At 64.1% G+C, this 19,505-nt stretch carries 21 protein-coding genes and 1 tRNA gene; 11 read left to right on the top strand and 11 right to left on the bottom strand.

Going from position 1 to position 19,505, the window contains the following annotated elements; translation table 11 throughout:
* The first annotated feature begins 44 nt into the window (after positions 1-44).
* From AC1RR3_RS18640 to AC1RR3_RS18605, 8 genes are all read left to right on the top strand, one after another.
* Entirely contained in the window at positions 45-659 is a 615-nt protein-coding gene (locus AC1RR3_RS18640; protein WP_212328139.1) for a ribonuclease D, read from the top strand.
* Positions 660-803: 144 nt separating this feature from the next.
* Positions 804-1,535 carry an LPS export ABC transporter periplasmic protein LptC gene (gene lptC / locus AC1RR3_RS18635; RefSeq protein WP_492824566.1) on the top strand — a complete coding sequence of 244 codons (732 nt, stop codon included), beginning with the start codon at positions 804-806 and terminating at the stop codon, positions 1,533-1,535.
* A gap of 5 nt (positions 1,536-1,540) precedes the next feature.
* Positions 1,541-2,272 (top strand): LptA/OstA family protein, encoded by a 732-nt coding sequence (locus AC1RR3_RS18630; RefSeq protein ID WP_492824565.1) that lies wholly within the window; start codon positions 1,541-1,543, stop codon positions 2,270-2,272.
* 216 nt (positions 2,273-2,488) lie between these two features.
* Positions 2,489-3,511, top strand: a complete 1,023-nt coding sequence (gene lptB, locus AC1RR3_RS18625) for an LPS export ABC transporter ATP-binding protein (RefSeq protein WP_492824564.1) — start codon at positions 2,489-2,491, stop codon at positions 3,509-3,511.
* Positions 3,512-3,602: 91 nt separating this feature from the next.
* Positions 3,603-5,216, top strand: coding sequence for an RNA polymerase factor sigma-54 (gene rpoN / locus AC1RR3_RS18620; RefSeq protein ID WP_492824563.1), 1,614 nt, complete (start codon positions 3,603-3,605; stop codon positions 5,214-5,216).
* A gap of 84 nt (positions 5,217-5,300) precedes the next feature.
* Positions 5,301-5,912 carry a ribosome hibernation-promoting factor, HPF/YfiA family gene (gene hpf / locus AC1RR3_RS18615; RefSeq protein WP_492824562.1) on the top strand — a complete coding sequence of 204 codons (612 nt, stop codon included), beginning with the start codon at positions 5,301-5,303 and terminating at the stop codon, positions 5,910-5,912.
* A gap of 229 nt (positions 5,913-6,141) precedes the next feature.
* Positions 6,142-6,603, top strand: coding sequence for a PTS IIA-like nitrogen regulatory protein PtsN (gene ptsN, locus AC1RR3_RS18610; protein ID WP_008141251.1), 462 nt, complete (start codon positions 6,142-6,144; stop codon positions 6,601-6,603).
* Between the two features lie 120 nt (positions 6,604-6,723).
* A complete protein-coding gene (locus AC1RR3_RS18605; RefSeq protein ID WP_492824561.1) occupies positions 6,724-7,842 on the top strand; it encodes a tetratricopeptide repeat protein in 1,119 nt (372 codons plus the stop codon).
* A gap of 284 nt (positions 7,843-8,126) precedes the next feature.
* Here AC1RR3_RS18605 and AC1RR3_RS18600 read toward each other — a convergent pair whose 3' ends face one another.
* The 8 genes from AC1RR3_RS18600 to AC1RR3_RS18565 form a co-directional block, all read right to left on the bottom strand.
* Positions 8,127-8,399: a BQ00720 family protein gene (locus AC1RR3_RS18600; protein WP_129270350.1), complete on the bottom strand. Its 273-nt coding sequence runs from the start codon at positions 8,397-8,399 to the stop codon at positions 8,127-8,129.
* A 51-nt stretch (positions 8,400-8,450) separates the two neighbouring features.
* Positions 8,451-8,876, bottom strand: coding sequence for an Hsp20 family protein (locus AC1RR3_RS18595; RefSeq protein WP_492824560.1), 426 nt, complete (start codon positions 8,874-8,876; stop codon positions 8,451-8,453).
* 295 nt (positions 8,877-9,171) lie between these two features.
* Entirely contained in the window at positions 9,172-10,257 is a 1,086-nt protein-coding gene (locus AC1RR3_RS18590; protein ID WP_492824559.1) for a sn-glycerol-3-phosphate import ATP-binding protein UgpC, read from the bottom strand.
* 12 nt (positions 10,258-10,269) lie between these two features.
* Positions 10,270-11,118 (bottom strand): sn-glycerol-3-phosphate ABC transporter permease UgpE, encoded by an 849-nt coding sequence (gene ugpE / locus AC1RR3_RS18585; RefSeq protein ID WP_492824558.1) that lies wholly within the window; start codon positions 11,116-11,118, stop codon positions 10,270-10,272.
* Entirely contained in the window at positions 11,118-11,999 is an 882-nt protein-coding gene (ugpA, locus tag AC1RR3_RS18580) for a sn-glycerol-3-phosphate ABC transporter permease UgpA (protein WP_492824557.1), read from the bottom strand. The genes ugpE and ugpA overlap by 1 nt, the downstream gene beginning before the upstream one ends.
* A gap of 45 nt (positions 12,000-12,044) precedes the next feature.
* The gene (gene ugpB, locus AC1RR3_RS18575; protein ID WP_492824556.1) at positions 12,045-13,361 is read right to left on the bottom strand and encodes a sn-glycerol-3-phosphate ABC transporter substrate-binding protein UgpB; all 1,317 of its coding nucleotides are present in this window, start codon (positions 13,359-13,361) and stop codon (positions 12,045-12,047) included.
* 397 nt (positions 13,362-13,758) lie between these two features.
* Positions 13,759-14,961, bottom strand: coding sequence for a CaiB/BaiF CoA transferase family protein (locus AC1RR3_RS18570; protein WP_492824555.1), 1,203 nt, complete (start codon positions 14,959-14,961; stop codon positions 13,759-13,761).
* 174 nt (positions 14,962-15,135) lie between these two features.
* Positions 15,136-15,561 carry an organic hydroperoxide resistance protein gene (locus AC1RR3_RS18565; protein WP_014490914.1) on the bottom strand — a complete coding sequence of 142 codons (426 nt, stop codon included), beginning with the start codon at positions 15,559-15,561 and terminating at the stop codon, positions 15,136-15,138.
* Between the two features lie 153 nt (positions 15,562-15,714).
* On the opposite strand from AC1RR3_RS18565, the gene AC1RR3_RS18560 reads away from it, so the two are divergent.
* Positions 15,715-16,173: a MarR family winged helix-turn-helix transcriptional regulator gene (locus AC1RR3_RS18560; protein ID WP_492824554.1), complete on the top strand. Its 459-nt coding sequence runs from the start codon at positions 15,715-15,717 to the stop codon at positions 16,171-16,173.
* A gap of 5 nt (positions 16,174-16,178) precedes the next feature.
* Here AC1RR3_RS18560 and AC1RR3_RS18555 read toward each other — a convergent pair whose 3' ends face one another.
* From AC1RR3_RS18555 to AC1RR3_RS18545, 3 genes are all read right to left on the bottom strand, one after another.
* Positions 16,179-16,415, bottom strand: coding sequence for a GIY-YIG nuclease family protein (locus AC1RR3_RS18555; RefSeq protein ID WP_492824553.1), 237 nt, complete (start codon positions 16,413-16,415; stop codon positions 16,179-16,181).
* A 159-nt stretch (positions 16,416-16,574) separates the two neighbouring features.
* A tRNA-Ala gene (locus tag AC1RR3_RS18550) sits at positions 16,575-16,650 on the bottom strand.
* Positions 16,651-16,746: 96 nt separating this feature from the next.
* Positions 16,747-17,154: a TIGR02300 family protein gene (locus AC1RR3_RS18545; protein WP_008141220.1), complete on the bottom strand. Its 408-nt coding sequence runs from the start codon at positions 17,152-17,154 to the stop codon at positions 16,747-16,749.
* A 111-nt stretch (positions 17,155-17,265) separates the two neighbouring features.
* Here AC1RR3_RS18545 and aroA point away from each other — a divergent pair, with 111 nt between their 5' ends.
* Both aroA and cmk read left to right on the top strand, forming a co-directional pair.
* Complete coding sequence (gene aroA, locus AC1RR3_RS18540) at positions 17,266-18,651, top strand: 3-phosphoshikimate 1-carboxyvinyltransferase (RefSeq protein ID WP_492824552.1); 1,386 nt, start codon at positions 17,266-17,268, stop codon at positions 18,649-18,651.
* A complete protein-coding gene (gene cmk / locus AC1RR3_RS18535; RefSeq protein WP_492824551.1) occupies positions 18,648-19,286 on the top strand; it encodes a (d)CMP kinase in 639 nt (212 codons plus the stop codon). Before aroA ends, cmk begins: the two co-directional genes overlap by 4 nt.
* Positions 19,287-19,505 lie beyond the last annotated feature (219 nt).

Here is a 19,505-nt window from a genome sequence, read left to right as displayed (position 1 = left end):
TTAGCCTGCCAGAGCGCACCGATTCGATTGAGGTTTTGAACGCCATGACCGTACGCCTGCATCGCGGCGACCTGCCCGACCTGTCCCGCTACACCGGAGCGGTTGCGATCGACACCGAGACCATGGGGCTGAACCCGCACCGTGACCGGCTCTGCGTCGTGCAGCTCTCGCCGGGCGACGGCAGCGCCGATGTGGTGCAGATCCCCAAGGGCCACACCGACGCGCCGAACCTGAAGGCGCTGCTGGCCAATCCCGCCATCACCAAGATCTTCCACTTCGCGCGCTTCGACGTCGCGGTGCTGTACCAGAGCTTCGGCGTCATGACGGGGCCGATCTACTGCACCAAGATCGCCTCGCGCCTGACCCGCACCTATACCGACCGCCACGGCCTCAAGGACCTCGTGCGCGAGGTGCTCAATGTCGATCTCTCCAAGCAGCAGCAATCCAGCGACTGGGGGTCCGACAGCCTGACCGAGCCGCAGCTCGCCTACGCCGCCTCCGACGTGCTGCACCTGCATGCCTTGCGCGAGCGGCTCGATGCCATGCTGGTCCGGGAGGGCCGCACCGCGCTGGCCAAGGCCTGTTTTGACTTCCTGCCGACCCGCGCTCTGCTCGACCTCCAGGGCTGGGAGGAAGAGGACATTTTCGCGCATTCCTGACACCTCAATCGGCGGCTAGGTTGGGCCAATCGCCCCGTTTCGGACACTTTCGTATCGGCCTGTCCGAGGCTGCATATTCAGGCGGCGCCGGGTACAATGGCGCGCGTTTGACCCGAGAAGGCGAGCGACACCTCAGGAGCCCAGGTGAATTCGGCCCAGAATCCCACCTACGACGCCGCGCTTGCGGCGAAGTTTGCCAGCGCGGCGCGCCACAGCCGCCTGGTGCGGATTCTGCGCGTCGCGGTGCCGGGCGCGGTGCTGCTGTCGATGGCCGCGATCGTCGGCGTGTCGATCTTCAATCCGTTCCGCATGCTGATGCCGAAGCTGCCGCTCGATTCCGGAAACCTGGTGGTATCAGGCACCAAGATCACGATGGAATCGCCGCACATGTCCGGCTTCACGCCGGATCAGCGGCCCTACGAGCTCTGGGCCAAGACCGCCACACAGGACATCACCGATGCCGACCATGTCGATCTCACGGACCTGCGCGCGAAGGTGCTGATGGAGGATCAATCAACCTTGTTCCTCGATGCCCGCACCGGCCGCTTCGACAACAAGCAGCAGCAGCTCGACCTGCACAAGGACATCTTCCTGCGCACCTCGACCGGCTACGAGGCGCGGCTGAACTCGGCCTTCGTCGACATGAACAAGGGCACCGTCTCGTCGGACGAGCATGTCGACGTCAAGCTGACCAATGGCACGCTGACGGCCGATCGCCTGCGGATTACGGAAGGCGGCGACGTCATCCGCTTCGAAGGCAATGTCGTGATGCATCTGGACAGGCTGGACGATCCCGCTGCTCAGCCCGCGCCGGTCGAGCCCGCGCCGCCGGTGAAGACGCGTACGCCCCAGAACAAGTCTGCCAATTCAAAGTGATTTTCATGATCAGGTTTTTTTCGCGCAACGACAACAAGCGCAGCGCCATCGTCAGTGCGGCCGCGCTTGTCCTGGGTCTCACGCTGGTCACAACGGCTTCGGCACTCGCGCAAGCCGTGACGCAGGGCGTGCCCAACGCCATGCAGGGCTTCTCGCAAAACCGCGATCAGCCGATCCAGATCGACGCTGCATCGCTGGAGATGCGCGACAAGAAGAAAGAGGCGACCTTCTCCGGCAACGTGAAGGTCGTGCAGGGCGACACCACCATGACCTCGAAGACGCTGGTGGTGTTTTACGAGTCGAGCGGCGGCGACAAGCCGGCGACGCCGCAGCCTGCGCCCGCCAAGGGCGCGAAGACCGCGCCAATGCAGTCGGCGACGCCGGGCCCGGGCGGCAGCTCCTCGATCAAGCGGCTGGAAGCGCGTGGCAATGTCGTGGTCACCCAGAAGGACCAGGTGGTGACCGGCGAGACCGCGGTGTTCGACACCAAGACCAATCTCATCACCATGCTCGGCGGCGCTGGGAGCCAGGTGGTGCTGACCCAGTGCCAGAACGTGCTGCGCGGCGACCGCCTGCTGGTCGATATGACCACCGGCGTGTCGCGGGTGGAGTCCGACAGCGGCAGGGTGCAGGGCCTGTTCATCCAGTCCCAGGGCGGACAGAACGGAAAATGCGGGACGCCGGTGGCCCCGGGCGCGGCCCCGCCCCTGCAACTGCCCGGCGCCGGCAAAAAGTAAATTCCAAAAGCTAGTTCAACGGCTTGGCTCTGATGCGGCCGATCCGAGGTTGAAGCTTGCCCGGCGAGACTGTATCTAGCGCGCAGGGCTTTCGAAGCGGGGTCCGCCGCTTTTCGGGCGTGTTTCACTGGGCATGAGACATCCCTACATTGATGCTGCGTCGGCGAAGGGCCGGCGCGGCGGATCGCGTATACCGCGAAAGGCTAGAAGGCGGGGATGGTCGATCTCTTCAGCATGTTCCGTCGGCGCCCCGCCAAGCGCGGCCGGCCAGGATTTGCACGTCAGGACATCACAGCGCTCGGCGACAGCGTCGGCGGTCTCGTGGCGAGCCCGGTGCGGGACGCGCCACCGATCGCCCGGGACCAGCCGGTGCGTGCGCCAGACCAGTTCCAGGGTGACTATCAGGCCGATTATCAAGTCGACTATCAAGCCGAGCCGCAGCGTGCCCAGGTGGTCCATCCGGTCAGGGCTGCCGCCCGGCCGAACGGCGCCGGCGGGCCGCAACTTTTGAAGCGGCCGGGCTTCCTGGCTGTGCATAGCGTGGAAAAGGCCTTCGGCAGCCGGCAGGTGGTGCGCGGCGTCAGCATCTATGTGCGCCGCGGCGAAGCGGTCGGCCTGCTCGGTCCGAACGGCGCCGGCAAGACCACCGTGTTCTACATGATCACTGGCCTGATCAAGGCCGATCGCGGCGCGATCGAGCTCGACGGTCACGACGTCACCAAGCTGCCGATGTATCAGCGCGCGCGACTCGGCATCGGCTATCTGCCGCAGGAAGCCTCGATCTTCCGCGGCCTCACCGTCGAGCAGAACATCCGCGCCGTGCTCGAAGTGGTCGAGCCGTCACGCAAGAAACGCGAGGCGCAGCTCGACTCGCTGCTCGACGAATTCAACATCACGCGCCTGCGGAAATCGCCTTCGATCGCGCTGTCGGGCGGTGAGCGCCGCCGCGTCGAGATCGCGCGCGCGCTGGCGACGCGTCCGAACTACATGCTGCTAGACGAGCCCTTCGCCGGCATCGATCCGATCGCAGTCGGCGACATCCAGGATCTCGTCCGCCATCTCACCAATCGCGGCATCGGCGTGCTCATCACCGATCACAATGTGCGCGAGACGCTCGGCCTCACCGATCGTGCCTATATCGTCTATGCCGGTGAAATCTTGACCGAGGGCAGTCCGGATGAGATCGTCGCTGATCCGGACGTTCGCCGTCTTTACCTTGGCGAGGAATTCCGCCTCTAGCCCTTTTTTCGATTTCGTCAAGGCGTGTACATCGGCCTTAGACTAGGATAAGCAAAAATCGGACCAACTTTTTGGGATCGGTTCTTGCTTCATGGCGCTCACGCAGAGATTAGAGTTCCGGCAATCGCAGTCGCTGGTCATGACGCCGCAGCTGATGCAGGCGATCAAGCTGCTGCAATTGTCCAATCTCGATCTCACGACCTTCGTGGAAGAGGAACTCGAGCGTAACCCGCTGCTGGAACGGGCCAATGACGAGCCCGCCGCGGGTGAAGCCACGGCCGAAGCCAGTCAGTTCGGCGATTCCGACGGCGGCCACAATGATGAGCCGGGCGGCGGTCCGGGCGAAGCGTTCGAGCCGGGCCAGGAAGAGTGGATGAGCAAGGATCTCGGCACCCGCGCCGAGATCGAGCAGACCCTGGACACGGGCCTGGACAACGTCTTCTCCGAGGAGCCCGCCGAGGCGGCTGCCCGTACCGCCCAGGACGCCGCGCCGACCACCTATACGGAGTGGGGCGGCGGCGCCTCCGGCGACGAGGACTACAATCTCGAGGCCTTCGTCGCCGCCGAGATCACGCTCGGCGACCATCTTGCCGAACAGCTCTCGGTCGCTTTCACCGGGCCGGCGCAGCGCATGATCGGCCAGTATCTGATCGACCTCGTCGACGAGGCCGGCTATCTGCCGCCGGACCTCGGCCAGGCTGCCGAACGTCTTGGCGCGTCGCAGCAGGACGTCGAGGACGTCCTTGCCGTGCTGCAAAAATTCGATCCGCCCGGCGTCTGCGCGCGCAATTTGAGCGAATGCCTGGCGATCCAGCTGCGCGAGCTCGACCGTTACGATCCCGCGATGCAGGCCCTGGTCGAGCATCTCGATCTTCTTGCCAAGCGCGATATCGCGGGCTTGCGCAAGCTCTGCGGCGTCGACGACGAGGACATCGCCGACATGATCGGCGAGATCCGCCGCCTCAACCCCAAGCCCGGCATGAAGTTCGGCTCGGCCCGTTTGCAGACCATGGTGCCTGACGTCTATGTCCGTCCGGGTCCCGACGGTGGCTGGCATGTCGAGCTCAACAGCGACACCTTGCCGCGCGTGCTGGTCAACCAGACCTATTACTCCGAGCTGTCGAAGAAGATCGGCAAGGACGGCGACAAGTCCTATTTCACCGACGCGCTGCAGAACGCGACCTGGCTGGTGCGTGCGCTCGACCAGCGCGCCCGCACCATCCTGAAGGTGGCGACCGAGATCGTGCGCCAGCAGGACGGCTTCTTCACCCATGGCGTGGCGCATCTGCGGCCGCTGAATCTGAAGGCCGTCGCCGACGCCATCCAGATGCATGAATCCACGGTGTCGCGCGTCACCGCCAACAAATACATGGCGACAAATCGCGGCACATTCGAGTTGAAATATTTCTTCACGGCCTCGATCGCCTCGGCCGACGGCGGCGAGGCGCATTCGGCCGAAGCCGTTCGCCACCACATCAAGCAGCTGATCGATTCGGAAGCGCCCGCCGCGATCCTGTCGGATGATACCATCGTGGAACGGTTACGCGCCTCGGGAATTGATATTGCCCGCCGCACGGTCGCGAAGTACCGCGAAGCCATGCGCATTCCCTCCTCGGTGCAACGCCGCCGTGACAAGCAGAGCGCTCTTGGCAACGTCCTTTCCACCGCAATGTCCGACCGCTCCCGCAACACCGAGCCGGCCTGATTGCGCTGGCGCCAAATCGCGCTACTCTCGTCCCCCCAATGCGACCGATCCAAGCTGGGCACGTAAAACCAAGCGAGGCATCACATGACTCTTCGGATTTCGGGCAAGAGCGTCAGCGTCGGCGAGGCCCTGCGCGGCCGCGTTTCCGACCGGACTGAAGAGGTCCTGCGCAAATATTTCGACGGCAATTATTCCGGCCACATCACGCTCTCCAAGGACGGTTTCGGCTTCCGCACCGATTGCGCGCTGCACCTTGATTCGGGAATTACGCTGGAGGCCGATTCGAACGCGCCGGACGCCTATGCCAGCGCCGACCAAGCCTTGATCATGATCGAGAAGCGGCTCAAGCGCTACAAGAGCCGGCTCAAGGACCGCTCGGCCCGCAAGGCCCATGTCGCCTCCGCCGCGCTCGCCGCCATGGATGCCACCAGCTACGTGCTGGAGGCGCCGGGCGAAGGCGAGGACGAGGAGGAGGTCACCGGCTACAGCCCCGTGATCATCGCCGAGGCCACCACCTCCCTGAAGCTGCTCTCGGTCAGCGAGGCCGTCATGGAACTGGACCTCAGCGGGGCACCCTGCCTGGTATTCCAGCATGGTTCCAGCGGCCGGGTGAACATCATCTACCGCCGGGCCGACGGCAATGTGGGCTGGATCGACCCGCCGGGGGCCAAGGCCGACGGCAAAGCGGGCGGTTAGGGCCGGGACCGGCCCCGTACGATCCGCAGCCCTTAACAATGACCGTGGCAAAGCCGCACGCGGGAGTTGGCACCGGGATTGCGTTGGAGTAGAAGCGCCCCACATCAGGACCTAACGGGACTTGGGCTAAGTCCCCCTCCTGCTTCACCTTCTTGACGCCGGCCCGGCTCGGTTTGACTGAGCAGGCCAATTCGGAACCTGACGGTTTAATTCACCTCGGAAACCATCCATGCCGATTACCGATCTGGTCGCGCCCGAGGCGATTCTCCCGGCATTGAAGGTCAACAGCAAGAAGCAGGCGCTCCAGGAGCTCGCGGCCAAGGCCGCCGAGCTGACCGGGCAGAACGAACGCTCCGTGTTCGAGGTACTGCTGCAGCGTGAGAAGCTCGGCACCACCGCGGTCGGCTATGGCGTCGCCATTCCCCACGGCAAGCTGCCCAAGCTGGAAAAGATTTTCGGTCTGTTCGCCCGTCTCGATCGCCCGATCGATTTCGAGGCGATGGACGGCCAGCCGGTCGATCTCGTCTTCCTGCTGCTGGCCCCCGAAGGTGCCGGCGCCGATCATCTGAAGGCGCTCGCCCGCATCGCCCGCCTGCTCCGCGACCAGGACATCGCCAAGAAGCTCCGCGCCTCGCGCGACGCCCAGGCGATCTATTCGGTGCTGGCCCTGCCGCCGGCGACCGCGGCTTAACCCTCCTCGTTCGAACCCGCGCCGCGCCGTCTGCGACTTATTGTGCAGCCGGACGCTGCGATATTTCGTCGCCACGTCCATCTGCGGCCGGCACGGTTTCGGCGCTGGGAATGTTGCGACATGAATTGCGGTTTGATCGGCCGGGTGTTCGGTCTGGGTTTGGCTTGCTCGGTCACCATTGCAGCTACGACAGTGGCCCGCGCCGACGACGCGTCGAATGATCGCGTCATCGCGGAAAAGACCGCGATCATCGCGGCCGAACCGACCAATGCGCAGGCCTACGAGCTGCGCGGCGAAGCCTATTACATGAAGCGCGATCGGGACCGCGCCTTCGAGGATTGCAACGCCGCGATCCGGATCGATCCGAATTTCGGCCGCGCCTACAACTGCCGCGGCCGCGCCTATTCGGCCAAGGGTGATCGGGTTCACGCGATGGCTGATTACAATGAAGCCATTCGCCTCGATCCGAGCTACGGACCGTCCTACACCTCGCGGGCGCAGGAATATTTCTACAAGGGCGATTTGGATCTCGCCATCGCCGGGTTCACCGAGGCGATCGAACGCAATCCCAAGCAAATCTACTTTGCGACCCTCATGAGAGGGCAGGCGTATGCGGCGAAGAGCGATACCGATCGCGCGGTGGCCGATTACAACGAAGCGATGCGACTGAATCCGGCCGCCGCATGGCCCTACGAGCTGCGAAGCAACGTCCGTGTCAACAAGGGCGAATTCGATGCGGCTCTCGACGACTGCAACAACTCGATTCGTCTGGAGCCAGGGAGCGCCGGGGGCCACTTTTGCCGGGCCGTCGTTCTTCTCAAGAGGGACGACGCCGATGGTGCCATCCAGGAGTTCGACGAGGTCACAAGGCTCGATCCGACTTTCATGAGGGCCTATTCCGCTCGCGCGCTCGCCTGGCACAAGAAGGGCGACGATAAACGTGCCGTTGCCGATTTCGATGAAGCGATCAGGCTGCAGCCGGGAAATGCGACGGGATATAAAAATCGGGCCATGGCGTTGCGCGAAATGGGAGAGCACGATCGCGCGCTCGCCGATTACAACGAAGCGCTTCGAATCAATCCCAGAGACCAGGATGCCTTGGTCAACAGGGCTCTCCTCTACATGATGATGTCCGACACCAAACACGCGCGCGCTGATTTCAACAGCGTGCTCGCACTGCCGCCGAACGACAAATGGGCCGTGGACACGGCGCGCGAAGGGTTGGGGTTTGTGAAATAGCAGCTTCGAGTGAGCGTGCACCTCCGCTCTCGTGCCCCGGACGCAGCGCAGCGCTTCTTCAGCGGTGCGCTGCAGAGCCGGGGCCCATGTCACTGCGCCTTCCCGTGTTGCCTTCTGGGTCCCGGCTCTGCGCAGCAACGCTTGTGCGTTGCTGCTTGTCCGGGACACGAGAGCGGCGCGCTCGCAATGACGACGCGGAAACACCGTCGGATCAAATAAAAGCGGGCACGCCTTCGTGCGAAGGCATGCCCGTCTGAATTCCTATTCGTGCGACGTCCGTGCGCTCAGTGCACGCTTACCGCTTGCAGCTCGTTGCTCCAGGCGTTGGCGACCGCGGCTTCGCGGCTGTCGGTCAGCATGATCGGCGTGCCGTCGGCGGCGTGGAGTGCGAAGAGCTTGAGGCCCGGCGCGATTTTCGGCGCTTCGGGAAACAGGCCCGGAACGTCTTCGGAGCGGATCTGCTTCACATAGGCGATGTGACCTTCGCCGAGGTTCGCCAGCGTCTCGGGCGAGGCGTTCCTGGCTTCGTATTCGAACACAACGTGACCTTCACTCATGGTCTCGACTCCTTCACAGAAACTAAGCGGTCGAGTCCGCTACTCGTTCCATTATTCGTGCTCATTGATAGCGATTGTCTTAACGATCCTCTCCGGTTCAGGCCGGGCAAGATCGACCGACAACAGCCCGTTCTTCAGATCCGCACCCAGCACCAGCATCCCCTCTGCCAGCACGAAGGTGCGCTGGAAGTGGCGCGCGGCGATGCCGCGATGGATGTATTGCCGGGTCTTGTCGTCCTGCTGCCGCCCGCGGATCACGAGCTGGTTTTCCTCAATGGTTACATCGAGTTGGTCGCGGGTGAATCCGGCGACCGCCAGCGTGATGCGCAACCGCTCGGGCTGGCCGTCCGCTTGGCCGCACCTCTCGATATTGTAGGGAGGGTAACCGTCGGCGCCTTTGACGACGCGGTCGAGCACGCGCTCGATCTCGTCGAAGCCCAGAAGGAACGGACTGGAAAGCGTGGGAACACGAGACATAGTTTACAAAGTCCTCTCGAAGCGACTTTGGCATTTCAGGGCCCTGAAACGGCGCCCCTTGGTCAGCAATATGGGCATATCCCCGTGGGGGTTCAAGGACGTAGCGGGGGGCCTGTGGATGGGGCGAGACGCCGCCCGCCCTCTGCCATCGCACAAAATGCTTACAGTTTGGCGCGGCCCGGGGGCGCATGGCAGGACGAATTGGCAGGGCGATTTATCCCAATGAAAACAACACCCCTTCTACTGTGCATGGGGTTGTTTTCGCATTTTTGTTCGCCGACCCTCGCGGAACCCTTCAGGCCTCGATCCGCGTCCGCCCGTCGCCGCTGAAAAGGTGCAGCTTCGGCCGCACGGCGGCGACGCGGATCCTCTCACCGATGGCGGGGGCCTCGGTTCCGGGAATGCGGACGATGACCTCGCCGGGCGGCAGCTCGCCGGGATTGGCCGCGATGCGCTGCTCGTCCTGCGCCCGCGAGCCATAGATGAAGGTTTCGGCGCCGACCCGCTCGATCGCTTCCACGGTCAGCGGGAGCGCGACGCCGCCGGCGGGCGTCTGGTCGGTGATGACAAAATCTTCCGGGCGGATGCCGAGGATGCCGGCTTCACTCGCGCTGCCACTGAGCTGCGACTTGATCTCGTCTGATCGCGTCGACATCAGGTTCATCGGCGGTGCGCCGATGAAGGAGGCGACGAAGGTCGTCGCCGGCTTCTCGTAGATCGCCAGCGGATTGCCGATTTGCTCGACCTGGCCGCCATTCATCACGACGAGCACATCGGCGAGCGTCATCGCCTCGAGCTGGTCGTGGGTGACGTAGATCGACGTCGTCTTCAGCCGGCGCTGCAATTTGCGGATCTCGACGCGCATCGCGATGCGCAGCTTTGCGTCGAGATTGGAGAGCGGCTCGTCGAACAGGAACACTTTTGGCTGGCGTACGATGGCACGGCCCATGGCGACGCGCTGGCGCTGGCCGCCGGAAAGCTGGCGCGGCTTGCGCTCCAGCATCGAGGTGAGCTCGAGCACGCGCGCGGCTTCGTCGACGCGAGTCTTGACCTCGGCCTCCTTCATGCCGCGGTTGCGCAGGCCGTAGGCCATGTTGTTGAACACGCTCATATGCGGATAGAGCGCGTAGTTCTGGAACACCATCGCGATGTCGCGATCGGCGGGCTCGATCTGGTTGACCACGCGGCCGCCGATGTCGATCTCGCCGCCGGTGACGGTCTCGAGGCCTGCGACCATGCGCAGCAGGGTGGACTTGCCGCAGCCGGAGGGACCGACCAGCACGCAGAACTGGCCGTCGGCGACGTCGACGTTGACGCCTTTGATGGCCTCGAAGCCGCCGGTGTAGGTCTTGCGGACGTTGCGCAGGGTGACGTTAGCCATGAAAACTCGCTTCTACTTTTCCGTCTCGACCAGGCCGCGCACGAACAATTTCTGCATGACGACGACGACGAACACCGGCGGCAGCATCGCCAGCACGGCGGTCGCCATCACGATCGGCCATTCGGTCAGCGCGTCGGTGGTGGTGATCATCTTGCGGATGCCGACCTGGATGGTCTGCATGTCGTCGCGGGTGGTGATGAGCAGCGGCCAGAGATATTGATTCCAGCCGAGGATGAAGAGGATCACGAACAGCGCCGCCATGTTGGTGCGCGACAGCGGCAACAGCGTGTCCCAGAAGAAGCGCAGGGGCCCGGCACCGTCGATGCGCGAGGCTTCCAGCAGCTCGTCCGGCACGGTCATGAAGAACTGGCGGAACAGCAGCGTTGCGGTCGCCGACGCGATCAGCGGCAGCGCGAGGCCCGCATAGCTGTCGAGCATGTGCAAATCGGCGACGATCTTGTAGGTCGGATAGATGCGCACCTCGACCGGCAGCATCAAGGTGATGAAGATGATCCAGAAGATCGGCATCCGGAATGGAAAGCGGAAATACACGATCGCATAGGCCGAGATGATCGAGATCGCGATCTTGCCGACCGCGATCAACAGCGCCATCACCAGCGAGTTCAGCATCATGTTGCCGACCGGCTCGCGGGTCGAGCCGCTCGTGCCGACGAAGATGGTCTGGTAGTAGACCTCGAAGAAATGCCCGCCCGGCAGCAGCGACATCTGCCCGTTCGCGATCAGCGCGTTGTCCTGGGTCGATGCGACGATCGCGATGTAGACCGGGAACGCGACGATCGCGATCCCGATCCAGAGGATGAAATGGGCGACGTAGCGCCGGATGCCTTCGTCCTCGACCATCAGTAGGTCACCTTGCGTTCGACGAAGCGGAACTGGATTCCGGTCAGCACGATCACCATGACCATCAGGATCACCGATTGCGCCGCCGAGCTGCCGAGATTGCCGCCGAGCAGGCCGTCGGAATAGACCTTGTAGACCAGCGTCACCGTCGACGTTCCAGGGCCGCCGCGAGTCATGGTGTCGATGATGCCGAAGGTGTCGAAGAAGGCGTAGACGATGTTGACGACCAGCAGGAAGAAGATGGTCGGCGACAGCAGCGGGAAGGTCACGGTCCAGAACCGCCGCATCGGCCGCGCGCCGTCGATCGCGGCGGCCTCGAACACGCTCTTCGGGATCGCTTGCAGGCCGGCGAGGAAGAACAGGAAGTTGTAGGAGATCTGCTTCCAGGCGGCGGCGAGGATGATCAGTGCCGCGGCCTGGTCGCCATCGAGCAGCGGATTCCAGTCGACGCCCAGCGCGCGCAGATAGCGCGCGAGCACGCCGAGCGAGGGATGCAGCATGAAGATCCAGAGCACGCCGACCACGGGCGGCGCCACCGCATAAGGCCAGATCAGCAGCGTGCGGTAGAGCATCGAGCCGCGCAGCGGCTTGTCCGCCATCACGGCGAGCAGCAGCGCAAGGGACAGCGACGAGACGGCGATCGCGAACGAGAAGAAGAAGGTCCGGACGATCGCTTCGAAATAGGCGCGATCCTTGAAGAGCTCGATGTAATTGTCGAACCAGACGAAGGTGGTCGAGAGGCCGAAGGCATCCTGCAGCAGGAACGACTGGATCACTGCCTGCAAGGCCGGCCAATAAAAGAAAACCAGCACGATCGCGAGCTGCGGCGCGACCAGCGCGTAAGGCAATAGCCTGGATTGGAAAATGGCTTGCTTTTGCATGATGGACGGCACCGGCAGGCCGCGTGGCCTGCCGGCGCCTTCGCCTTATTTTACGGCGGTCTTTTCGAACTGACGCAGCATCGTGTTGCCGCGCTCGACGGCGGCGTCGAGCGCCTGCTTGGCGGTCTTCTTGCCGGCCAGCGCCTGCTCGATCTCTTCCGACCAGACGTCACGCAGCTGAACCATGTTGCCGAGACGCAGGCCGCGCGAATTGTTGGTCGGCTCCTTGTTGGTGAGCTCGATCAGCGGGGTCTCGAGATAGGGCTGATCCTTGTAGAAGCCCTCTTCCTTCGCCTTGGCGTAGGCCGCCTTGGTGATCGGCAGATAGCCGGAGGCCTTGTGGATGTAGACCTGGCGATCGGTGTCCGACAGGAAGGTCAGGAATTTTGCGACCCCCTTGTATTCGTCGGCCGACTTGCCGCCCATCACCCAGAGCGAGGCGCCGCCGATGATCGAGTTCTGCGGTGCGCCCTGGACGTCGGGGTAGTACGGCATCGGCACGGCGGTGAAGTTGAACTTGGCCTGCGCCTTGACGTTGCCGAAGAACGCCGACGAGGTCAGGTAGATCGGGCATTCGCCTGAGGTGAAGCGGCCTTCGCCGGTGTTGGTGCGGCCGGCATAGTCATACGTCTTGGTCTTCTGGAGCTCGACCAGGGTTTCGAGATGCTTGACCTGAAGCGGTCCATTGAACTCGAGCACGGTGTCGAAGCCGTCGAGGCCGTTGGCTTTGCTGGCGAGCGGTACGTTGTGCCAGGCGGAGAGCTGCTCGAGATTGACCCAGGTGACCCAGGAGCCGGAGAAGCCGCAGGTGTCATGACCCGCAGCCTTCAGCTTCTTGGCGGCCTCGAACGTTTCGGGCCAGGTCTTGGGGATCTCGACATTCGCCTTCTTCAGCTCGTCGAGGTTGACCCACATCACGGTCGAGGACGAGTTGAAGGGGAACGACAGCATCTCGCCCTTCGATGTCGAGTAGTAGCCGGTGATGGCGGGCAGGTAGATCTTGGGATCGAACTTCTCGCCCGCTTCGGCCATCAGCTTGTAGACGGGTTTCACGGCGCCGGTCGCGGCCATCATGGTCGCGGTGCCGACTTCGAACACCTGCATGATGTGCGGGGCGTTGCCGGCGCGGAACGCGGCGATGCCGGCGTTCATCGTGTCGGGATAGTTGCCCTTGTAGGTCGGGATCACCTTGTAGTCGGTCTGCGACGCGTTGAAGTCGGTGGCGAGCTTGACGATGACGTCGTTGTTGGCGCCGGTCATCGCGTGCCACCACTGGATCTCGGTCACGGCCAGGGCCGGTGAGGCCGACATGCCGACCGTGAGTGCAAATGCGGCAGCCGCCCCAAAGTGTCGAAGAGCCATCAAGTAAACCTCCCTTGGCCGTCAAAAAGATCGCTTGCGCTAGCAGCGCCATATGACGTTCACATGACTGTGTAAGCGGCCGAAACGAAAGCGGCAAGCGCGGGAAAAGGGAAGCCGTCAAATAGGCGGAGGCGAAGCGGGCAGCCTCCTCCGTTCGCGCTGCACGCGCGTGGGTCGCGCCGCAGTGCGGCATTACCTGGATGATGCGGACACTCAGGCCACGGGCTCGAACACCTCTCCCGCTTGCGGGAGAGGTCGGCGCGTCCCGGGCGATGCGAAGCATCGTCCGCGCGCCGGGTGAGGGCTCTGTCCTCTTGGGGATCGTCCCGATGCGGAGATACCCTCTCCCCAACCCTCTCCCGCAAGCGGGAGAGGGAGCGCACTTGCGCTCCAGGCTTTAGCGCTTGCGCTCGGGGCCGCAGACGGTGCCCTTCTCGACCATCGCGTCGATCTCCGCCTTCGAATACCCGAACTCGCCCAGCACCTCCGCCGCGTGCTGGCTGAATTTCGGCGGCAGGCGGCGCAGGCTCGGCTTGCTGCGATCGAGCCGGATCGGTGAGGCCACGCCCTTGTACCAATCCTTCTCGATAATATCGCCGCGGGCGATCGTGTGCGGGTTCTGCAACGCCTGGTCGATCTTCTGCACGGGGCCTGCGGGCAGGCCCGCCGCGAGCAGACGGTTGCACAGCGGCTCGGCCTCGTGCTGGCTGAACACGGCGGCCAACTCTGCGCGCAGCGCCTCGCGATTGGCGATGCGGTCCTTGTTGCGGGCAAAGCGCGGATCGGTGCCGAGCTCGGGCTTGCCGATCTCCTTGGCGAGCTTGCGGAAGGTGCCGTCATTGCCGACGCCGATGAAGATGTTGTCGGTCTTGGTCGGGAAGATCGCGTAAGGCACGAGGTTCGGATGCTCGTTGCCGGTGAGCGAGGGCGGCTTGCCATGCATGAAATAGTTCGCGGTGTGCGGATGCATGATGGCAAGGCCGGTCTCGTACAGCGTCGTCTCCAGGAACTGGCCCTTGCCCGAGCGCTGCCGCTCCGACAGCGCCATCAAAATGCCGATCGCCGCATAGAGCCCGGTGCCGATGTCCACCAGCGGCACGCCGATCCGCATCGGCCCGCTCTCGGGCGAGCCGGTCGCGGCGATCATGCCGGTCATCGCCTGGATGATGGCGTCATAGCCGGGATTGCCGCCGCGCGGACCGTCGGCGCCGAAGCCGCAGATCCGGCAATGCACGAGGCGCGGGAATTTTGTGCTGAGCACATCGTTGCCGATGCCCCATTTCTCCAGCGTGCCCGGCTTGAAATTCTCGATCAGGACGTCGGCCGTCTCCAGCATCTTGAGCAGCACGATGCGGCCGCCTTCGGAGGCGAGGTCGAGGCCGATCGAGCGCTTGTTGCGGTTGATGCCGATGAAATAGGCCGCGTCCTCCTCGTGGAAGGGAGGGCCCCAGTCGCGCACCTCATCGCCGGCGGGCGGCTCGACCTTGATGACGTCGGCGCCGTGGTCGGCGAGGATCTGGGTGCAGTAGGGACCGCCGAGCACGCGCGTGAGATCGATGACGCGCAGTCCGCTCATTGCGCCCAAAACGGCTTCAGTCATGCCTTCGCTTCCCCTGTGTCGATATTGATCACAGGCCTAGCGAGGTTTTTTTGCGCCAGCAATGGGCTGCCGCGTAGGGCCGCATGCGCCGCCGCCGCGCAATCCCGCAATGTGGGAAATCAGCGGAAGCGGCCGGCCCGAGGGGGATCTCGGGCCGGCCAATTCGCCGTGTGATCAGACGACCGTCAGGCGAACGTCGACATTGCCGCGCGTGGCATTGGAATAGGGGCACACCTGGTGCGCCTTCTCGACCAGCGCCTCGGCCTCGGCGCGGGCAAGGCCCGGCAGCGAGACGGCGAGGTCGATGTCGAGGCCGAAGCCGCCGGCCGAGCGCGGGCCGATGCCGACGGTCGAGGTGACGGAGGCGTCAGCCGGAACCTTCGGGCCGCCCTGCGAGGCCACGAACTTCATCGCGCCGATGAAGCAGGCGGCGTAGCCGGCCGCGAACAGCTGCTCGGGATTGTTGCCGGCGCCGCCGCCGCCACCGAGCTCCTTCGGCGTGGTGAGCTTGACGTCGAGCGCGCCGTCGAGGGTCGCAGCATGGCCGTCGCGGCCGCCGGTGGCTTTTGCGCTGGTCTTGTAGAGGACGTTCACGGACATTTTCGTCTCCTCGGTCTTCCGGTTGGGGTGCAGCCTCTATCGCAAACAATTAGATTGTGCGCAATTGAAATTTGCATGCCTCACATTTAATTGTTCGCAATTGAATGTGGCGCCGGCCGGCCCCAGAATGGAGGAAACCGCGTGAGATTCTCTATGCCCCGGAAAATATCGACCCTGGACCCGCAGCGCCTCGACAACCAGATCTGCTTCGCGGTCTATTCGGCCGCGCATGCCTTCAACCGCGTCTACAAGCCGCTGCTCGACCGGCTCGGCCTGACCTATCCGCAATATCTGGTGATGCTGGTGCTGTGGGAGCGCGACGACGTGCCGGTCAAGGACATCGGCGAGAAGCTATTCCTGGATTCGGGCACGCTGACGCCGCTGCTCAAGCGGCTTGAGGCCGCCCATCTCGTCAAGCGCACCCGCTCGAGCGAGGACGAGCGGCAAGTGCTGATCGCGCTGACGCCGCAGGGCCACGCGCTGAAGGAGAAGGCGCGTGCCGTGCCGCAGTCGATCCTGGCGGCATCGGACTGCTCGGTCTCGGAGCTGGTCGCGATGAAGGACGAGATCGTCGCGCTGCGCGATCGGCTGAATGCGGTGATTGGGGAGTAGGCCCGTCAGAGGCGCTTCTTGGCGAACGCGCGACCCGACGCGGACTTCAGGTACCTCTCGAAGGCGACGGCCTGCTGCTCGTTGCTGAACGCAACGTAGGTCTTCAGACGCCAAGGCCCGTATTTGGAAGTGTGGGGCACCTCGCCAGCGTTGTGCTTTGCCAGTCGGGCGCGCAGGTCGTCGGTAATGCCCACATAGAAGTGCAGGGTATCGAGGCTCTCGAGGATGTAGACGTATTTCACGGCACGCTCCCCAGTTGTCGAGAGAGGAGCTTACATCCGCATTTTATCTGCTGAAGCCCGGCTTCGCCCTTTGGGCTACGCCGCGGCAGCCTTCGCTAGCTTCGCTACGAGGGACTTCCCCAGGCTTGCCGAGCCGAAGCTCGCGAAGCGAGCGAAGGCTGGTGGAGCCAGGCGGGATCGAACCGCCGACCTCTTGCATGCCATGCAAGCGCTCTCCCAGCTGAGCTATGGCCCCTTAAGTCCAGATGGGAGGATCCTGGGGGATCCTTCCCGGCCGGCGAGCCCTGAGCGACTCGCGCGGTGCACCCTTTTTCACAGATCAGGGCTGATCTCAAGTCTCTTCATCACCGCCGACGTCACCAATGATGTCGGTCACGTCCTCATCGCCTTCTTCTTCGTCGGCAATGAAGGTCGAATCATCGTCATCGTCGTCATCGAGGGTCTCGTCGACCTCGATATCGTCCTCCGATTCGGGCACGACGGCCTTCACCTTGCCGGTGTTCTCTTCGGCATCGGCCTCCTCGAGCGAGACCTCCTCGACCTCGGCCGGCTCCGGCGTGGTATCGGCGGCTGCTGCATGGCGGGCTTCGGCGCCACGAGGCACGCGGGCCGGCGCCACGGGCGCGATCGGCACGACTTCGCCGGTGTAGGGCGAGATCACCGGATTCTTGTTGAGGTCGTAGAACTTTTTGCCCGTGGTCGGGCAAATACGTTTGGTTCCGAGTTCGGACTTGGCCACGGCAGAGGAATCCTGGAATGTCTGAAAAGCGGTGTTTCACTTGGCTAGTTGGCGGCCCGCTGTCAATAGCGCATTACGAGAGAACGACATGCCCGTGACGTCGGGGAGACCATGTGGTACCTGCCCGCGAGCCTCCAGGGTGCATCCAAGGACACAATCTTGACCCAATCCGACAAGCCCACGCCGCTGAAGTCGCGTGCCAGCGGCCCCCTGACCGGGAAAGTACGGGTGCCCGGGGACAAGTCGATTTCCCACCGCGCCCTCATCCTGGGCGCGCTCGCGGTCGGTGAAACCCGGATTACGGGCCTGCTTGAGGGCGAGGACGTCCTCAACACCGCCAAATCCATGCAGGCGCTGGGTGCGACGGTCGAGCGTACCGGCGATTTCGCCTGGAAGGTGAACGGGGTGGGTGTCGGCGGCTTTGCCCAGCCCAAGGCGGCGCTGGATTTTGGCAATTCCGGTACCGGCTGCCGGCTGGTCATGGGTGCCGTGGCCGGCTGCCCGATCTCGGCGGTGTTCGACGGTGACGCCTCGCTGCGCAGCCGTCCGATGCGCCGGATCCTCGATCCGCTCGAAAAGATCGGCGCCAGGGTCGTCTCCGGCGGAGAGGGCGGCCGGCTGCCGCTGACCGTCCGGGGCGCCCGCGATCCGTTGCCGATCACCTACAAGACGCCGGTCGCCTCGGCCCAGATCAAATCGGCGGTGCTGCTCGCGGGCCTGGCTGCGCCGGGCACCACCACCGTGATCGAGAGCGAAGCCAGCCGCGATCACACTGAGCTGATGCTGAAGCATTTTGGTGCCGACATCAATTCGGTGCAGGAGGGTCAGCACGGCCGCCGCATCACGCTGGTGGGCCAGCCCGAGTTGCATGGCGCCACTGTTGTGGTGCCCGCCGATCCCTCTTCCGCGGCATTCCCCATCGTTGCGGCGCTGCTCGTCGAAGGCTCCGACATCGTGCTGTCCGACGTCATGACCAACCCGCTGCGCACCGGTCTTTTCACGACGCTGCGTGAAATGGGCGCCTCGATCGAGGAAAGCGAAGTGCGCGGCGATGCCGGCGAGCCGATGGCGCAGCTGCGCGTGCGTGCTTCAAAATTGCGCGGCGTCGAGGTGCCGCCGGAGCGCGCGCCCTCGATGATCGACGAATATCTGGTGCTGGCGGTGGCGGCCTCCTTCGCCGAAGGCACGACCATCATGCGCGGCCTGCAGGAGCTGCGCGTCAAGGAATCCGACCGCCTCGAAGCCACCGCCGACATGCTCCGCGTCAACGGCGTCAAGGTCGAGGTGTCCGGCGACGATCTGATCGTCGAAGGCCGCGGCCACGTCCCCGGCGGCGGCACTGTCGCCACCCATATGGACCATCGAATCGCGATGTCGGCGCTGGTGATGGGCTGCGCCTCCGACCAGCCGGTGACCGTCGACGACACCGCCTTCATCGCCACCAGCTTCCCGGACTTCATTCCGATGATGCGTTCGCTTGGGGCCGAGTTTTCATGATCATCGCTATCGACGGGCCCGCGGCCTCGGGCAAGGGGACGCTCGGCAAGCGTCTCGCCCACCATTATGGCTATCGTCACCTCGATACCGGCGTGATCTATCGCGCGGTGGCCTATGCCCTGATGGAGTCCGGTCATGATCTCCGGGATGAGGCGGCCGCAGTGCAGGCTGCGTTCGAGCTCGACCCCGAAAAGTTCGGCAATCCCGCCCTGAAGACCCAGGAGGCTGGTGAGGGCGCCTCGATCGTTTCGGCGATCCCCAGGGTTCGCGAGGTCCTGCTCAATTTCCAGCGCCAGTTCGCCGCCGATCCGCCGGGGGCGGTGTTGGATGGCCGGGATATTGGAACCGTGATCTGCCCCCATGCCGACGTGAAGATCTTCGTCGTGGCCGACCCCAGGGTCCGCGCCCATCGCCGGACCATGGAGGCCAGGGCAAGGGGCGAGGAGGCGGATGAGGCGGCGGTGCTCGCCGACATCATCCGGCGCGACGAACGGGACAAGAACCGGCCGATTGCGCCCTTGAAACCGGCCCCGGATGCTTACTTGCTAGATAACTCCCAACTGGATATAGAAGGCGGCGTCCGGGCCGCCATCGACATTATCGAGGCCGTCCGAGCGGGCCGGTCGCGGGGTTAAGCCGCGGCCGTCATTGGAGGAAGCGCCCGCTCCCGCTCTTTGAGGTCGATACTCTCGGTCCCTGTTTGGGGCCGACGCGATCCAGGCTCCGGACAAAAGATTTCCACGTATCGAACGTGCGGGCCCAGCCGGCCCGCTTCCGCTGTTCCGGTCTTAAGGCCGGGGCAACGAGCGGTCGCTCGAAGGTTTTGTGGACCTTCCGACACTGCACGCCCGATA

This window comes from Bradyrhizobium sp. GW821-FHT13H05 (assembly GCF_058804065.1).
Note: the sequence above shows the minus strand (reverse complement) of the source record. Positions and strands in the feature narration are given on the sequence as shown.

Bases quoted from the DNA above. Each gene is read 5' to 3' on its own strand.
- AC1RR3_RS18640 (WP_212328139.1), top strand. From the start codon at position 45: ATGACCGTACGCCTGCATCGCGGCGACCTGCCCGACCTGTCCCGCTAC.
- AC1RR3_RS18630 (WP_492824565.1), top strand. From the start codon at position 1,541: ATGATCAGGTTTTTTTCGCGCAACGACAACAAGCGCAGCGCCATCGTC.
- lptB (WP_492824564.1), top strand. From the start codon at position 2,489: ATGGTCGATCTCTTCAGCATGTTCCGTCGGCGCCCCGCCAAGCGCGGC.
- rpoN (WP_492824563.1), top strand. From the start codon at position 3,603: ATGGCGCTCACGCAGAGATTAGAGTTCCGGCAATCGCAGTCGCTGGTC.
- hpf (WP_492824562.1), top strand. From the start codon at position 5,301: ATGACTCTTCGGATTTCGGGCAAGAGCGTCAGCGTCGGCGAGGCCCTG.
- ptsN (WP_008141251.1), top strand. From the start codon at position 6,142: ATGCCGATTACCGATCTGGTCGCGCCCGAGGCGATTCTCCCGGCATTG.
- AC1RR3_RS18605 (WP_492824561.1), top strand. From the start codon at position 6,724: ATGAATTGCGGTTTGATCGGCCGGGTGTTCGGTCTGGGTTTGGCTTGC.
- AC1RR3_RS18600 (WP_129270350.1), bottom strand. From the start codon at position 8,399: ATGAGTGAAGGTCACGTTGTGTTCGAATACGAAGCCAGGAACGCCTCG.
- AC1RR3_RS18595 (WP_492824560.1), bottom strand. From the start codon at position 8,876: ATGTCTCGTGTTCCCACGCTTTCCAGTCCGTTCCTTCTGGGCTTCGAC.
- AC1RR3_RS18590 (WP_492824559.1), bottom strand. From the start codon at position 10,257: ATGGCTAACGTCACCCTGCGCAACGTCCGCAAGACCTACACCGGCGGC.
- ugpE (WP_492824558.1), bottom strand. From the start codon at position 11,118: ATGGTCGAGGACGAAGGCATCCGGCGCTACGTCGCCCATTTCATCCTC.
- ugpA (WP_492824557.1), bottom strand. From the start codon at position 11,999: ATGCAAAAGCAAGCCATTTTCCAATCCAGGCTATTGCCTTACGCGCTG.
- ugpB (WP_492824556.1), bottom strand. From the start codon at position 13,361: ATGGCTCTTCGACACTTTGGGGCGGCTGCCGCATTTGCACTCACGGTC.
- AC1RR3_RS18570 (WP_492824555.1), bottom strand. From the start codon at position 14,961: ATGACTGAAGCCGTTTTGGGCGCAATGAGCGGACTGCGCGTCATCGAT.
- AC1RR3_RS18565 (WP_014490914.1), bottom strand. From the start codon at position 15,561: ATGTCCGTGAACGTCCTCTACAAGACCAGCGCAAAAGCCACCGGCGGC.
- AC1RR3_RS18560 (WP_492824554.1), top strand. From the start codon at position 15,715: ATGCCCCGGAAAATATCGACCCTGGACCCGCAGCGCCTCGACAACCAG.
- aroA (WP_492824552.1), top strand. From the start codon at position 17,266: ATGTGGTACCTGCCCGCGAGCCTCCAGGGTGCATCCAAGGACACAATC.
- cmk (WP_492824551.1), top strand. From the start codon at position 18,648: ATGATCATCGCTATCGACGGGCCCGCGGCCTCGGGCAAGGGGACGCTC.